Annotated in this window: 12 protein-coding genes; 10 read left to right on the top strand and 2 right to left on the bottom strand. The window is 53.4% G+C overall.

The genetic code is table 11. The annotated features are described in order from the left end of the window. Positions 1–8: 8 nt before the first annotated feature. The 9 genes from WC562_07760 to tyrS all read left to right on the top strand — a co-directional run bounded on the left by WC562_07760 (position 9) and on the right by tyrS (position 10,341). A complete protein-coding gene (locus WC562_07760) occupies positions 9–2,357 on the top strand; it encodes a DGQHR domain-containing protein (GenBank protein MFA5056048.1) in 2,349 nt (782 codons plus the stop codon). Positions 2,358–2,538: 181 nt separating this feature from the next. Then, positions 2,539–3,261 carry a ribonuclease PH gene (rph, locus tag WC562_07755; GenBank protein ID MFA5056047.1) on the top strand — a complete coding sequence of 241 codons (723 nt, stop codon included), beginning with the start codon at positions 2,539–2,541 and terminating at the stop codon, positions 3,259–3,261. 3 nt (positions 3,262–3,264) lie between these two features. Further along, entirely contained in the window at positions 3,265–4,527 is a 1,263-nt protein-coding gene (locus WC562_07750; protein MFA5056046.1) for a CoA transferase, read from the top strand. Further along, positions 4,517–5,806, top strand: coding sequence for a CoA transferase (locus tag WC562_07745; protein MFA5056045.1), 1,290 nt, complete (start codon positions 4,517–4,519; stop codon positions 5,804–5,806). The genes WC562_07750 and WC562_07745 overlap by 11 nt, the downstream gene beginning before the upstream one ends. Continuing rightward, positions 5,803–6,525 carry a type II CAAX endopeptidase family protein gene (locus WC562_07740; GenBank protein ID MFA5056044.1) on the top strand — a complete coding sequence of 241 codons (723 nt, stop codon included), beginning with the start codon at positions 5,803–5,805 and terminating at the stop codon, positions 6,523–6,525. Before WC562_07745 ends, WC562_07740 begins: the two co-directional genes overlap by 4 nt. Before the next feature lie 40 nt (positions 6,526–6,565). Beyond that, a complete protein-coding gene (gene aroH / locus WC562_07735; GenBank protein ID MFA5056043.1) occupies positions 6,566–6,943 on the top strand; it encodes a chorismate mutase in 378 nt (125 codons plus the stop codon). Positions 6,944–6,946: 3 nt separating this feature from the next. Beyond that, entirely contained in the window at positions 6,947–7,963 is a 1,017-nt protein-coding gene (aroF, locus tag WC562_07730) for a 3-deoxy-7-phosphoheptulonate synthase (protein MFA5056042.1), read from the top strand. A gap of 23 nt (positions 7,964–7,986) precedes the next feature. Continuing rightward, a complete protein-coding gene (locus tag WC562_07725) occupies positions 7,987–8,922 on the top strand; it encodes a bifunctional riboflavin kinase/FAD synthetase (protein ID MFA5056041.1) in 936 nt (311 codons plus the stop codon). Between the two features lie 201 nt (positions 8,923–9,123). Further along, positions 9,124–10,341 carry a tyrosine--tRNA ligase gene (gene tyrS, locus WC562_07720; GenBank protein MFA5056040.1) on the top strand — a complete coding sequence of 406 codons (1,218 nt, stop codon included), beginning with the start codon at positions 9,124–9,126 and terminating at the stop codon, positions 10,339–10,341. 28 nt (positions 10,342–10,369) lie between these two features. Here the strand turns inward: tyrS and WC562_07715 are convergent, their stop codons facing one another. After that, positions 10,370–10,966 carry a hypothetical protein gene (locus WC562_07715; protein MFA5056039.1) on the bottom strand — a complete coding sequence of 199 codons (597 nt, stop codon included), beginning with the start codon at positions 10,964–10,966 and terminating at the stop codon, positions 10,370–10,372. Positions 10,967–11,282: 316 nt separating this feature from the next. Beyond that, complete coding sequence (gene mtnP / locus WC562_07710; GenBank protein MFA5056038.1) at positions 11,283–12,035, bottom strand: S-methyl-5'-thioadenosine phosphorylase; 753 nt, start codon at positions 12,033–12,035, stop codon at positions 11,283–11,285. Between the two features lie 494 nt (positions 12,036–12,529). On the opposite strand from mtnP, the gene WC562_07705 reads away from it, so the two are divergent. Then, positions 12,530–15,878: hypothetical protein (locus tag WC562_07705; GenBank protein ID MFA5056037.1), on the top strand; the 3,349-nt coding region annotated here is incomplete at its 3' end.

Raw genomic sequence — 15,878 nt, 5'->3', positions numbered from 1 at the left:
TTTTTACTATGTCATTTATTGATCCCCTAGAAGCAGCCGAGCTAAGAAGGAAACTTACAAATGACCCGTCTCAACTGGGCAAACTTTATGCGTCAAAAAAAAGTGATTTTCACGTAAAGAATGTTGCCCACAATCTGGTTGAAGGTTTTCTTAATGAAGGATGGGAGGAATTCGGTAAACCTCTAAAAACTAAAACGAGACTTAGGAAAGCTAAAAGTCATAATGATAAGTTTGAGGATGACATTTGGTGTCAGTTTTATGAACTAGGCTTTAGACATCTTAATTTCACTAATGATTTTAAGTTGCCCTTTGGAAAAGATCCTCTAGAGAAAAAACAAATTGATGTCATTGCTGTCGGTGAAGATTGTATTTTGCTGGTTGAGTGTAAATCCAGCGAAAAGCATGCAAAGGCACCATCCTTTAAAACAGATTTTGAGGGACTTCCTCTCCGGTTGGACGGGTTTAGGAAGACGTTAGAAGAGTTATTTGGTAAAGGTAAGAAGGTTAAATATATCTTCGCAACGAGAAACTTGAGGCTCGACCGTACAAGTGCTGATGTTGTAAGATTGCTATCTACGGGGTCTTTCTTTTACAACGATAATACATACAATTACATTAATAGCTTAATCAAGCATTATAAAAACGCAGCTCATTACCAATTTCTAGCTTTACTTTTTAAGGGAGAGTTAATTAGTAAGGACAGAATTGAAGTTCCTGCAATAGAAGGGGATATGGGAGGAAAGCAGTATTATATGTTTTCTATTGAACCCCACCTCTTATTAAAAATGGGCTTTATCCTTCATAGGACAAAAGCAAATGAGAGTGAAATGCCTACATACCAAAGGCTGTTGCAACCAAGTAGGCTAAAGGGCATCTCAAAATTTATCGAAGGTGGGGGATACTTTCCTAATTCAGTAATTCTTAATTTTAGTAAGCAAAAAAACACATTGCAGTTTGAAGCGTCCTCCAGAGGTGCTGTTACTCGTTCTCGTTTTGGCACACTGAAAATACCGAATGCTTATGCAATTGCATATATTATTGACGGCCAACATCGTGTGTATGGCTATGCTCAGTCAGACTTTAAAGACACGAATACTATTCCTGTAGTTGCATTTAAGGGGCTTACTTCGACTGAACAGTTATCTATTTTTATGGATATAAACGAGAATCAAAAAGCTGTAAGTCCCACGCTTAGAATTACTCTTGAAGAAGATTTGTATTGGGATTCTGAGAGGATTGATTTGAGGTTGAAAGCTCTCAGATCTTCAGTAATACAAGAGCTCGGTAGTTTGATAAGCGGTCCGTTATATAACAAAATATCTATTGGAGAGGATAAGGCTCTACTTTCCGCCAATCCCTTTGCTAAAGTTCTTACCGTATCTGGATTATTACCTATTGCTAGAGGCAATAAATATGACGAGGAAAGTTCTAAGTTTACTTTGTATGACATCCACAACCATAATCACGATTCTGAAATGAACCGTGCTAGAGATAGCATCGTTAAGTTTATTAATCTATGTTACCAATTCGTTGAAGAAAATTTCCCTGATGTATTTGAGCGCGATCAATACCTTATCCTCTCTAATAGAGGAACGTATGCCTTTATAAGTTTAATAGGAAGTTTAAATACCTTTGAGGCAAGTATTGGCAATGTAGATCCAAAGACGCCTCCTGAAAAAAGATTTGAAGCAGTAGAAAAATATTTAAACGTTCTACTGAAGGGCATACAAGGCTTATCTGATGAAGATAATGAATATTTATTGGGGAAGTTGGGTGCCGGTGCAGAAAGCGTATGGTTTAGACGTTTTCAAAGCTTAGTAAATGAAAAATACCCAGAATATACGCCTCCAGATTTTGTTGATTGGTTAGAGAGGCAAGATGAAGAATTACAAGATACTGGCCGTAAGTTAGGCACAGAAATCGAAAGATGTATTAAAAATCAAGTTATTGGAACATTAAAAGCATTATTCGGGGATAATTGGGATATCGAAATTGGTGCTATTCAACGTGATTGTGAAGCTAGGGCTAGAGAGGAAATGGAAAAGAAATATAAGGATGGTTTAGGTAGGCATGATATTCCATGGACTGATATGTTTTTTGTAACTGATTACAAGAAAATTATTGAAAAATATTGGACTAAAAAACCAGACCCCTTGGCCTCTGATTTCAGGACTTTCGATGAGATATTTTCTATAGATGTTGGGTATGGGTTTAATAGCAAAGATGAGAAACTTAAATGGCTCTCGGTTTTTAACTCTTATAGAAATCTTTGGGCGCATGAAGGAACAAAGGAAAAAAGGTTAAATCGAGAAGAAGTAAAATTTTTACAAGATATACATGATCACTTACTTGGGTAACGTTAACACATAATAACTCTCTCAATGTTGCAGCATAAGCTGCACTTTAGTCCGAGCGCAAGTCTCCGCGCCTCGATTTCAAAAGCAGTACTCCCCCTCCCCACATTTGCCCCCTCATCCGCCGCGATGTTATACTCTATGATACTCAATCGGCATCCTGAAAAAATCGAGGGGAGATTTCATGAAAAGGCGGGACGGACGAGCCAACAACCAGATGCGCCCGGTCAAGATAACCACCGGCTTCCAGCCCTATGCCGACGGCTCGGCGCTTATCACGCTGGGCAACACAAAGGTCATCTGCGCGGTCGGGCTTGAGGAGCGCGTGCCCGCCTTCCTCAAGGGCCAGGGGCGGGGCTGGATCACCGCCGAGTACGGCATGCTCCCCCGCTCGACAAACACCAGGATATCGCGCGAGGACAGCCTCAAGGGCGGGCGCACCCGCGAGATACAGCGCCTCATCGGGCGCTCGCTGCGGGCGGTGGTGGACCTGGACGCGCTGGGCGAGCGCATGCTCATGGTCGACTGCGACGTGCTCCAGGCCGACGGAGGCACCAGGACGGCCGCAATCACCGGCTCATACGTCGCGCTGGTCCAGGCGCTCAACACGCTCAGAGCGAAAGAGATAATATCATCGAACCCCATCAAGAGCGCCGTGGCCGCGACGAGCGTGGGCGTGGTCGCGGGCGAGGAGCTGCTCGACCTGTGCTACGACGAGGACTCGTGGGCCGAGGTTGATTTCAACGTGGTCATGACCGGCGAGGGCAAGTTCGTGGAAGTGCAGGGCACTGCCGAGGAAAATCCCTTCAGCAAAAAGACCATCGACACTATCCTGGCGATGGCGGAGACAGGCATAAAGCAACTGTTCGCGGTGCAAAAAGAAGCGGTGGACAGCCTCAAGAGGTGAACCGTGGCTGAAGGCGCGCTCTCCGGACTTACGGTTCTGGACCTCTCCGAGAACATCTCGGGGCCTTACTGCACCAAGCTGCTTGCCGATTACGGCGCAACCGTCATCAAGATCGAAAAGCCCATAATCGGAGACGACAGCCGGCACGCCTCCAACCTCGACCAATTTTGTAGGGGCGAACCTGCGTGTTCGCCCACATCGGGCAGACACACGGGTCTGCCCCTACGGGATACCCTGAATAATCCCGACATCGAAAAGAACGGACTCTTCCTCCTGCTCAACACGAGCAAGAAAAGCATCACATTAAATATCGACGACAAATCCGGCCGCGATATATTCAAGCGACTGGTAAAACATGCCGATATCATCGTCGAAAATTTCAAGCCGGGGACGATGAAGAATCTCGGAATCGACTACGCGGCGTTAGCGAAACTTAAATCCGGCATCATAATGGCTTCGATATCCTATTTCGGGCAGACCGGGCCGCACCGCGACTGGAACGGCTGCGACCTGGTTGCTCAAGCGATGGGCGGGCTCATGCGCCTCACCGGTGATCCCGACCGTGAGCCGCTCAAGCTGCCTCTCTCCCAGGCCGAGTACCAGGCCGGGCTCAACGCCGCCGTCGCTATACTCTGCGCTGTGTTCTACCGCGACGCGACCGGCGAAGGGCAGTACATTGACGTGTCGGTTCAGGAAGCCGTCGCCTCGATACTGGAGGGTGCCGTCAGCACCTACAGCTACAGCGGAACGGTGCTGAACCGCACCGGCGCGCGCCACCGCTCCAAATGCCCCGCGGCGCTAATGAAGGCCAAAAACGGATACGTACACATGGAGTCCAGCGCCTACTGGGACCATTTTGCGACCATGGTCGAAGCGCCGCAGCTCCTGCAGCCTCACCTGGCGTCTATCCTGCGATACCGGCACACCAACGAGGTGGAGGCGGATATACGACCGTGGGTGGAAAGCCGCACAGCGGACGAGATATTCGAAACGGGTCAGCAATGGCGAATGCCGGTGGCCAAGGTCATGGGCGTCGAGGAGCTCGACGTCGATCCGCAATACGAGTCGAGAAAATATTTTCAGGAGATCGACCACCTCCCAGCCGGAACGATTAAATACCCCGGAGCGCCGTTCAAAATGAGCGAGACGCCCGCCGACATCAATCGGGTCCCGCTGCTGGGAGAGCACAACGATGAGATATATATCGACACCCTGAAGCTAAGTCGCGATGAAATGGGAAAACTGAGGGAGCGCAATGTCATCTAAACGCAGGCTGGCCCTCGGCGGCGTGCGCGTCATCGACCTTTCGCAGGTCTTCGCCGGGCCGTATGCTACAAAGCTGCTGGCCGACATGGGGGCCGAGGTCATCCGCATCGAGTGCGCCGCCAGGTCGGGGCGGGGCGGCTCACTGCCAAGGATGAAGCCGGGCGGGGACTTCGGGGCATCATTCCCCGGCGGCGACACGGGCGAGCACTCCTACAACCGCTTCGCCTACTACAACGAGGTCAACCGCAACAAATACGCCATAACCATCGACCTGTCGAAACCGCGCGGCGTCGATGTATTCAAACGTCTTGTGACGATAAGCGACGTGGTGGTGGAGAATTTCTCCCCCCGCGTCATGCACAACTTCGGGCTCGATTATGCGGTGCTGAAAGACATCAATCCTAAAATAATAATGATATCGATCTCCGCATACGGGCAAGACGGACCGTACCGCGACTGCGTATCCTACGGCGAGGGAATAGAGGCCATGAGCGGTCTATCGAAACTTACCGCTTACCCGGACGGCGCGCCGCTCAAGCCGGGCGTGGCCTACGCCGACGCCGCCGCGGGCCTGCACGCCGCCTTCGCCATCATGGCAGCGCTGCGTTATCGACAAAACAAAGGCGTCGGGCAATACATCGACCTGTCCATGCGCGAGGCGCTCACGCCCCTGCTCGGCGAGGCGTGTATGGATTACCAGATGAATCATCGACCGGTGCGACCAATAGGAAATCAGCACCCCAAAATAGCCCCCCACGGCTGCTACCGCGCAAAAGGCAACGATAAATGGATAGCGATCGCTATCGAGTCCGACGGGGAGTGGCAGGCTCTACGCGAGGCTATGGGCGACACGACATGGAGTCGCGATGGCAAATTCGACACGAACGACGGCAGGCTGGCGCACCGGGATGAGCTCGACGAACTGATCGGTAATTGGACGAGCGCTTGCGACAATATCGAGCTTGCGGAGATACTTCAGTCGCACGGCATCAAGGCCGGAGCCGTGCTTGACGCCGCCGAACTGGTAAACGACCCGCACCTCAAGGAGCGCGGCTTCTTCACAGAGATAGAACACCCGGAGGCGGGGAAACACATTTTGCCGGGCATATCGTGGAAGATGAGCCACACCCACGGCCGCATCGAGCGACCCGCCCCGTGCTTCGGCGAGCACAACCGCTACGTCCTCGGCGAGCTGCTCGGCATGAGCGAAGCGGATATCGAGGAACTGGCACAGGCGGGTGTGACAGCGGAGGCCCCGCTGCCGTATACTGACATATGATGGAAGAAAACCTCCAACAGAACAAAAGCCCGGAACCGGTGCCCTGGACAATAGGAGATGTCGGTAAAGCGACCCTTCTCACAATCGTCTCCACTGTCGCTATTATAGGGCTCCTGGTTGTGTTTCTTGCGCTTTTCGCATTGTCGGGCTCAGACTGGGTGCTCGAAAGCTGGTTTATACTTATCATCGCGGGGCTCCCCCTTTACGCGCTGATGATTCTCGCCGTGTGGCTCTTCAGCGTTCGCAAATACAGATGCGGATGGCGCGCGCTGGGCTTCCGCAACAGCAACGTCAATGGGCTTTTGCTCGGCGCGTCCGTTGTACTCTTAGGCATAGCCGTCGGCTCTCTATACGACTTCATAATCGTGCAGACGGGAGCCGATTCGCCCTCGTCCCTGCCAGCCGATTTCGTGGGAACGTGGTACAACTGGACCATGCTCGGTCTTTTCGCTATGGTCGTAGCGCCCATAGCCGAGGAGACATTCTTCAGGGGTTTCATGCTGCCCGGAATCAGCAAACGCTTCGGAAAAGGCTGGGGGATAGTTGTCAGCGCGTTTATTTTCGCCTTAGCCCACCTGCAACCCGGCGCCATGGTGCCCATTTTCCTGTTAGGACTGCTTTTAGCATGGCTTTACATCAAGACCAAATCTATCTGGCCGTGCATCTTTGCGCACTTCACCTACAATTCCATTGCTTTCATATTTATGATAATATCTTAACCGGTCTCACCGATTTTTCGCTTTCAGAGGTTAAATACAAATGAAATGCCGCGGTATTAGAGGAGCTACAACGGTCGATGCCAACACAAAGCAAAGCATATACGCATCGACAAAAGAGCTGCTCCATGAAATAATCAAAGCAAACGGCGTCGGCAACGACGATATCACAAGCATTATCTTCACGGTCACTGACGATTTGAACGCAGCCTTCCCGGCCAGGGCGGCTCGCGAGATGGGCATGTCGAACACACCGCTCCTCTGCAGCCGTGAGATAAACGTGCCGGACAGCCTGCAATCATGCCTGCGCATACTTATCCTGTTCAATACCGATAAGAAGCCGGACGATATAAAACATATTTATCTCAAAGGGGCCGCCGTCCTGAGGTCGGATGATGGCGACTGCGATGCGGAGGAATAAAGAATGCTCATCGTAATGCATCAGGGACATTCGGAAAAGGACGTAGTGGAACTCCTTGACCGGCTCAGCCAGATGGGCTTCACCGGCCACGTATCGCAGGGCGTGGAACGCACCGTGGTCGGCGTGGTAGGGCAAACATATCCACAGCTGAAAGACACGTTTGAGACATGGCCTCAGGTGGAAGAGGTCGTTCCAATAAGCAAGCCTTTCAAGCTGGCCTGCAGGGAGTTCAAGCCTGAACCCACTACAATCAAGGTCGGCAATGTGACTATCGGCGGCAACAAGCTGGCCGTCATGGCCGGGCCGTGCGCCGTGGAGAGCGAGGAGCAGGTGATATCCGTCGCCCAGGCGGTGAAGGCGGCGGGGGCCAACATCCTGCGCGGCGGCGCCTATAAGCCATCCACATCTCCGTACAGTTTCCGCGGCCTGGGCAAACAGGGTTTGAAGCTGCTGGAAAAGGCCGGCAAAGCAACGGGCATGCCTGTGATCACCGAGGTAATGAGCCCCGAGGATGTGGAATTGGTAGCGGAATACGCCGACATCCTTCAAGTTGGGGCGCGCAGCATGCAGAACTTCTTCCTCCTCGACGAGGTCGGCAAGAGCAAGAAGCCGGTCATGCTTAAGCGCGGGCTGGCCGCGACGATTCAGGAGTGGCTGCTCTCCGCCGAATACATACTGTCTCAGGGAAACAACAAAGTAATCATGTGCGCCAGGGGCATCAGGACGTTCGAGACCTATACGCGCAATACGATGGATTTGGACTCGATACCGATAATCAAGAAGCTGAGCCATCTGCCCATCATCGCCGACCCGAGCCACGGCACGGGCAAATGGTATCTGGTAACGCCGATGGCGCTGGCCGCGGTGGCCGCCGGAGCCGACGGCCTCATGGTGGAGGTGCACCCCACACCCGACACCGCTCTGAAGGACGGCGCTCAGTCGCTTACTTTCGAGAACTTCAACCGTCTCATGACGCTTGTTACACCCGTGGCATCATCGATCGGACGGAGCATGCCGTAGCGCAACTTACAATCGAGGATACTATGCTCATAGAAGAAGAACTGGCATTAATCGCACCGAAGCGCGACACCGCGCTAACGATTGGCGTATTCGACGGCGTCCACCTGGGACACCAGCTACTGATAAGCAAGGTCAAAGAAAAAGCCGCGGAGAAGAATCTCGAAAGCGTCGTCGTAACATTCTTACATCACCCGCGATTGATACTGGGGCATCAAAGCCAGATAACGTTCATCACCAGCATCGAAGAGCGCGTAAAGCTACTGAAGAACCTGGGCATCGACCACGTCGTAACGCTGTCTTTCACGCACGAGCTTTCCCGGCTCAGCGCCCGCCAGTATATCGACCTGATGATGCGCCATCTCAAGATGCAGGAAATTGTAGTCGGGCCCGACTTCGCGCTGGGCAAGGGCAGGGAAGGGAACATACAATCGCTACAGACTCTGAGCGAGGAGCTCGGCTTTGGGATCGAGGTCGTGCCGCCCCTGCTGCACCAGGGAGAAGTGATCAGCAGTACGGCGATTCGCGGCGCGCTGGCACGCGGCGAGATCGGCAAGATAAACAAGTTTTTGGGACGTCGATTTGCGTTGAACGGCCAGGTGGAGCACGGCGATTCGCGCGGCAAAACGCTGGGGTATCCCACGGCGAACCTTGTACCAGAGGAGGAACAGGCGCTGCCCGCCGACGGCGTCTACGCCTGCTATGCCCTGCTGGACGGCAAGCGCTATAAGGGCGTGCTGAACATCGGGGTGCGTCCCACTTTCAGAGGCGAACACCGCACCATCGAGGTCTTTATCGTGGATTTCAACGGCGATCTGTACGGTCAGGAGATGACCCTTGAGCTCGTGGACCGTCTGCGCGATGAGATGAAGTTCCCGGGGCCCGAGGAATTGAAGGCTCAGATGTCAAAAGACGTGGAGTTGGCACGAGTTCTGCTGGAACAGTCCAAGACAAATGTATAGAATCGCTAATGTCATTGCGAGGAGCCCTTCCCCATTAGGAATATGCGGAAGGACGGCGTGGCAATCTCATCTGTATAGAAAATGTAGGGGCTGGGTCATCCAGCCCACAATGAAGGGCGCGAAAACCGCGCCCCTACAAAAATCCCCTTGGAATCCCCCTTTATAAAAGGGGGACTGAGGGGGATTGATAGGTAGTCGATTATGGAACATGTGAGAAAGCCGACAAAAGAAGAGATGAAGCGCCTGCTGGAACGCGGCGTGACCGATATCATCCTGCGCAATGAGATGGTCAAGCTGCTCGAATCAGGGAAGCAGCTGCGCCTCAAGCAGGGCTTCGACCCCAGCCGCCCCGACATCCACCTCGGGCATGTCGTCGGCCTGCGCAAGCTGCGCCAGTTCCAGGAGCTGGGCCACCAGGTCATCCTCATCGTCGGCGACTGGACAGCGCAGATCGGCGACCCCAGCGGCAAATCGCAGACCCGCACCATGCTCTCCGCCGAGGAGGTGCGCGCCAACGCCGAGACCTACATGAAGCAATTCTTCAAGGTCATCGATAAGGAAAAGACGCAGGTGGAGTGGCAGAGCCAGTGGTTCGGCAAGTTCACCCTGGCCGATGTCATCAAGCTCACGAGCAAGTTCACCGTGGCGCAGATGCTGGAGCGCGACGATTTCTCCAAGCGCTACGCCGACAACAAGCCCATCGCCATCACCGAGTTCCTTTATCCTTTATTGCAGGCTTACGACTCGATCATGATAAAGTCCGATGTCGAGTTCGGCGGCACCGACCAGATGTTCAACTGTCTGGTGGGGCGCCAGCTGCAGCAGATGGAGGGACAGAGGCCGCAGCAGGTCTTCCTCATGCCGCTCCTCGTGGGCACGGACGGTGTGCAGAAGATGAGCAAGAGCCTGGATAACTACATCGCCGTGGAAGAGAACCCCAACGACATGTACGGCAAAGTCCTCAGCATCCCCGACGCGATAATAATGAACTACTTCGAGCTTCTCACCGACATGCCCGACGCAGACTTGGACGAGCACCGCAAAGCGCTGGCCTCCAATTCGATAAACCCGATGGAGCTCAAGAAGAAGCTGGCCCGCGAGATAGTGGAGCAGTTCCACGACAAGCAGGCGGCCGCCGACGCGCAGGCGCATTTCGAGAAGACGGTGCAGAAGAAGGAAATGCCGGATGAGATACCGGAATTCCGCACGCCCATAAGCGCCGAGCCCGTTCAGCTTGCGAACCTGATTACAGCCGCAGGCCTAGCCGAGAGCAAGAGCGCCGCCCGACGCCTGCTAACTCAAGGCGCGGTCGAGCTCGACGGGCAGAAGGTGACCGCCGAAACGGCGGTGATAAAGAACGGGAGCATCCTCAAGGCGGGCAAGCGGCGGTTTGTGAAGATTGTGGATAAGGAGAAGTAGTTGGGGGGTGAGGATAATAGGATATCTGTCAATTACCAAGTATATAAATTCGCCACGGAAAATCTTCTCGGTATAGTTCTGCCAGAGACTCATTCATAATTAGCGAATACATTTCGACTTCGTCATCTTGTTCCCTCTCATGGTCTAACACAAGGGCATTCGCCCAATCACGTGAAGGGACGACTATACCTACTTCATTTGGCCAAAAGACTAATCGTTCACATTTTATTCGCCACTCACGCTCCCAAGTAAAATCGATCGGTGTTATTCCAGTTGGTTCATATCTTACATGTCGCCATTGTAGTTGCTCTGGTAGCGCAGCATATTCCGATTCTGACTGATAGATTACCGGACGCCCACCCCTTTCAAAAAGCCAAGCTTTATCAACCATAATGCCAAATGGCGAATATCGGCTGTAGTTTGATTCATTCACAAACCCATCCAAAAGTGAGAGAAGAGGTGCTTCAGTAAAACAAACACAACGGTCACCGCTCCGAATCATTCCGTTACCACCACGAATAAAGCGGTCCCCAATAATAGATTTGAGTTGAGAATAAGCTCTATCCCAATCGTCTTGCGGCCCAGTAAAATGAATAAGCTTGTCACTGATATCGTTTCTCTTCATATCTATTCACCCAACAACGGCATAAATCCGATTCAACACCTGCCAGAATTATAGGCAGCATAACCATCGTCGTCAAACGTGATATGTACACCCCCCCTTAGTCCCCCTTTGGCAAAGGGGGAGGAGCGGCGGTCGTAGGGGTTTGATTCATCAAACCCGCCACCCCCCTGGATTCCGGCCTACGCCGGAATGACGATTAACGATGTAGGGGCACGGCGCGCCGTGCCCCTACGTAAATCGATAAATATGACGAGATTGCCACGTCGTCCTTCCATGATATCAAGAAATATGGAAGGACTCCTCGCAATGACAAACTCTACAACGATTTAATCGTCTTCAGCAACAGTTCCTTCACGCGCTCAACGTTCTTCTCAAAGATGCGGAGCACCTCAGCCCATTCAACAGGCGCCTCATCCGTCTTCCAGCAATCGTAATCCGTCGATATAGCTACCGCGGCGTATGGGATTTTGGCCTCATTGGCGAGGATGGCCTCAGGGGCGATGCTCATGTTGACAACATCGGCACCCCAAATCCTGAACATACGGGACTCAGCCCTAGTTGAGAACCGCGGCCCTTCGATGGTGACCACCGTGCCCGTCTTATGGAAACTCAGCCCCAGCTCAGCAGCACTCGCGATGAGCCTCTGCCGCAGTGACTCGTCGAACGGGTCGGACATCGCGGTGTGTTTGGCGTTCTCCGCGCCGGCAGGGAAGGTGTCGAAATAGGTTATCGGCCGGAAGCGTGTGAAATCGATGAACTGGTCCAGGATGACAAGGTCCCCCCGCCCGATCTCCTCCCGCAGGGAGCCGCAGGCCGTCGTCGCCAGGATGTGCGTGCAGCCCTGGCTTTGCAGCGCATGAATATTAGCCCTGAAATTGACATGCGTCGGCGGGATGGTATGCTGCTTGCCGTGCCGCGAAATGATGACGATTTCGCGCCCTTCGATCGCGCCGACCGTTAGCGCCGAGCTCGGATTACCGTAAGGCGTCGTGATATGCTTCTCTTTAGCGGATTTCAACAACTGCGGGTCATCGAGCCCGGAACCTCCAATAATACCGACTTTTGTCATTCCTGACCTCCGATGATGAAATAAATGCGAAATTATTATAGCACAGGCATCAGGAGCGAACGTAACACACATCCTCTATTGAATAAATCACCCTAGTCTCCCTTTCGTAAAGGTGGATAAGGACGAGTCGTAGGGGTTTGATTCATCAAACCCGCCCCGTGGATTCCGGTTTTCACCGGAATGACGAATCGCACCCTCACCTGCATCCTCTCCCCTCAAGGGAGAGGAAATCAAAATGTAGGGGCAGACCCCCGTGTCTGCCCGCAAGATGCATCGATAATCGCGGGACGAATGAGCCCAATATGACATAAAAAACCATTTTCCCTCATGAAATATTGACAATGATACGTATCTAAAAGTATTCTATATAGACTATTAAACTTGTATTCGCAGGGGCTATTTGTCACAAATTCGCCTTAATCTTACGTTCAAGAGGGGTCGTTATTAAGCGTAAAGCTGCACAGTACCCTGATACCAGTTCTCAGGAACAAGGGATGAGAAAAACGGAGCTATCCCTTAACTCTTCCATTCCGCAAAGGTCCTATCTTGAGAAGGGCTGGGTAATTGCCAACCATATCCTCGTATCGTTCCACGTAGCTTATATATCAAGCCTGCTGTCCCTGCCCCCCGACCTGAGAAACGACTCCCTTAGATTCATCTTCGCCTCATGGCAGGGTGCGCTTATTTCTTTATTCTTCATCTGGCTGGTCTGTCATTCCGCCATCGCGATACATGAGATGGGACACTACCTAAAGGCAGTAAAGGTTGACGCGTTGAACGCCAAGCTGCTGCCGCAGGCCAAGGCCAACATGGCCGCACCCTTGCCGAAGAGGATACTATGGTACCTCAAGATGTTCGCGCTGATACCAACGGGCAGGTTCCCCGGCGTGGTAAAGAACGGCCTGAACTACTATCCTGACTCGCCGTTCAATCTGGCTGTTTCCGCCAGCGGCCCCAGTATGAGCCGCAGGATGGCATTATTCATGGCTCCGTTCGCCATCGGCCTCCTGCTTTTTGGCACACTATCCACGACTGACGTTGTTTTAAAGGGCCAAGTCCTCAGGAGCTTGTTCGCCTCGTGGGAGACGCTGATATCGCTGGCCTTCCTCTGGTTCACCTGCCATTCCGCCATCGCCATACACGAGATGGGACACTACTTAAAGGCGGTAAAAGTCGATGCGCTCAATGCCAAGCTGCTGCCGCAGGCCAAGGCCAACATGGCCGCGCCGCTGCCGAAGAGGATACTGTGGTATCTCAAGATGTACGCACTCATCCCGACGGGCAGGTTCCCCGGCGTTATCAAGAACGGACTGAACTTCTATCCCGATGCGCCGTTCAACCTGGCGGTCTCCGCTGCCGGCCCGCAGACGAGCAGGATTTTAAGCTTTATCTTCTTCCCGATAGCAATCACGCTGATCGGCGTGGGCATGGGGCTGGACATAGACCCCGCCGTCTACGCCGGACGTTTGTGCTTAGGCCTGGCCACGGTAGGCCTGCTTGACTTTTTCATAGCGGACCCCGGCAAGTACAAGGAATTCAGAGCCCGGGAGAAGAAAGCCAGGGAGAAGGCCCAGGCAGTGGAGAAGGTCTCAGGCTGGTTCACCGCCACTCAGCAGGTCAAGCAGATGATGCTCACCCAGCGCACTCAGTGGGTGCAGCATCCCACACTGGGCAGGGTCACCGTCCCCTGGCAGTTCCGCAACTGCGGCATGGGCGGCAGGCACACCGAAAAGGAGTATCCTGAATCCAACCTCAGCATGCAGGAAGCCATGTTCGTCATACTCGGCGTCAAGAACTGGCAGGAAGCTCAGGAGATGACCGTCAGGCTCCAGAACCGCCTCAAGGAGATCATCGAGAAAGAGGAAGGCTCACGCGTCATGGGCATCGGCCTCGAGGGCGGTCTGGCCCCCTATATCGAAAAAGCTCAGTACCCCCTGCCAGAGGTCAGGCTCTGGGCCATGATGAAACAGGCCATCGAGGAGTGCGGCTTCCAGGCGGGAAAAGACGTGGCCATCGGCCTGGACCCGGCCTTAAGCGAGCTCGAGAACGCCTACCGCAAGGAATACAACATGCCCGATGCCGTAGGCATGTACCTCTTCTGGAGGGATAAGTCTAAACTCACCATGGACAGGGACGGCATCCTGGCCATATACAAGGACGCCATCCAGAAGTATGAGATACCCATCATCTCCATCGAGGACGGCTTCGCCGAGGACGATTATCAGGGGTGGAAGTTGATCCTCAAGGAACTCGGCGACCGTATCTGGATCATCGGCGACGACCTCATCGTCACCAACGATAAGACCATAGAGATGGCCTCCCGCGAGTCCCTCATCAATACATCGCTCATCAAGGCCAATCAGATAGGCACTATCTACGAGACCATACTGGCCATGCTCGTGGCCCTGGGCAAGGGCCAGGAGCTCGTCATATCTCACCGCTCCAAGTCGCCCAACGACGACATGGAAACACAGATCGCTCTGTCCATGAACTCGCTGGGACTGAAAGCAGGCGGCGGAGCCAATACCGAGAGGCTCTTCAAGTACCAGAGCGGCATCGTCCTCATGCGCAAGCTCGAGGAAGGACTCAAGTCCGTCAGCCTCAAACCCGGCGAAGAGGCCCTCATCCGCAAGTTCACCGCCTACGAAGAGTCCACCAACGCAGGCATCCCTACCGTCGGCGTCGAGATCGAGATCGATATCCCATCCGTGGGCGCCGTCATGAAGTTCAAGGGCGCCACTCCGCTCGGCACATCCGCGGGCTCCGGCGAGGCCATCCACCTCGTCGATTCCATTATCGAATACGCCGACCATAAGACCGTCATCGACAAACACCCCGACCTCTTCCAGAAAACTGAGACCGGCGTCTACGTGTTTAACAAGAAGACAGAAGACGCCCAGGTCAAGGCCACACAGGACGCCGCTCTCATCGAGCTCTTCAGACGCGCTTCCAGGTACGAGGGCAAGGGCTGCCTTAACGCTGCGGACAATGTCACTAAGAGGATAGCCCCTCACTTCGAGGGCAAAAACCTGACTACCCTCTCCCTGAGAGATATCGATACCACCCTGCTGAAACTGGAACGGGACCTGTCCGCCGAACGCGGCAAGCTCAACGCTAACGACCCGGAGGCCTCCACAACGGCCATGCAGCGCAAGCAGAACCTGGGCATGAACGCCATACTCTCCGTTTCCCTGGCCCTGGCCAGAGCCGTGGCCCATATCCAGAGCGAGGAACTCTACGGCCTCATCAGGAAAGAGATGTTCTCCATCATCGATTCTCTGGCCAAGGACTGCGGCGTCCAGATCAAAGGCAACGAGGTATCAGATTACATCGCAGCACTCCGCGAAGTTAACTCCATACTCGAAAAACAGGATAAACCCCTCTTCGAAGCCCTGAGAAATAAAACGAATATTTACTTGGGGAGCGAATCCTCTTCAATGCGTCAGGCGGCAGATGCCAACCAATCAAAGCCTCAGAAACGCTCTCCCGGCGACACGAAGACGGATCAGCGTCCCGCTTTAGAGCGGGGCTGGATCATCGCTAACCATATCCTGGTATCGCTGCATATCGCCATCACAGCAAGCGTATTATCCTTCGGGATAGCGGCAGCCAGTGGAGCAGGTGTGGCTATTTATTTCGGCCGCATATGCTTTGCCCTCGCCATAATAGGCCTGCTTGACTTTTTCATAGCGGACCCCGGCAAGTACAAGGAATTCAGGGCCAGGGAGAAGAAAGCCAGGGAGAAGGCCCAGGCAGTGGAGAAGGTCTCAGGCTGGTTCACCGCCACTCAGCAGGTCAAGCAGATGATGCTCACCCAGCGCACTCAGTGGGTGCAGCATCCCA

It is taken from the genome of Dehalococcoidia bacterium (assembly GCA_041649635.1).
Classification (GTDB): Bacteria; Chloroflexota; Dehalococcoidia; order E44-bin15; family E44-bin15; genus JAYEHL01.
Note: the sequence above shows the minus strand (reverse complement) of the source record. Positions and strands in the feature narration are given on the sequence as shown.

What these genes read in the sequence shown, in the direction of transcription:
- WC562_07740 (MFA5056044.1), top strand. Translation starts at nt 5,803, where the DNA reads ATGATGGAAGAAAACCTCCAACAGAACAAAAGCCCGGAACCGGTGCCC.
- rph (MFA5056047.1), top strand. Translation starts at nt 2,539, where the DNA reads ATGAAAAGGCGGGACGGACGAGCCAACAACCAGATGCGCCCGGTCAAG.
- aroH (MFA5056043.1), top strand. Translation starts at nt 6,566, where the DNA reads ATGAAATGCCGCGGTATTAGAGGAGCTACAACGGTCGATGCCAACACA.
- mtnP (MFA5056038.1), bottom strand. Translation starts at nt 12,035, where the DNA reads ATGACAAAAGTCGGTATTATTGGAGGTTCCGGGCTCGATGACCCGCAG.
- WC562_07745 (MFA5056045.1), top strand. Translation starts at nt 4,517, where the DNA reads ATGTCATCTAAACGCAGGCTGGCCCTCGGCGGCGTGCGCGTCATCGAC.
- WC562_07725 (MFA5056041.1), top strand. Translation starts at nt 7,987, where the DNA reads ATGCTCATAGAAGAAGAACTGGCATTAATCGCACCGAAGCGCGACACC.
- WC562_07715 (MFA5056039.1), bottom strand. Translation starts at nt 10,966, where the DNA reads ATGAAGAGAAACGATATCAGTGACAAGCTTATTCATTTTACTGGGCCG.
- tyrS (MFA5056040.1), top strand. Translation starts at nt 9,124, where the DNA reads ATGGAACATGTGAGAAAGCCGACAAAAGAAGAGATGAAGCGCCTGCTG.
- aroF (MFA5056042.1), top strand. Translation starts at nt 6,947, where the DNA reads ATGCTCATCGTAATGCATCAGGGACATTCGGAAAAGGACGTAGTGGAA.
- WC562_07760 (MFA5056048.1), top strand. Translation starts at nt 9, where the DNA reads ATGTCATTTATTGATCCCCTAGAAGCAGCCGAGCTAAGAAGGAAACTT.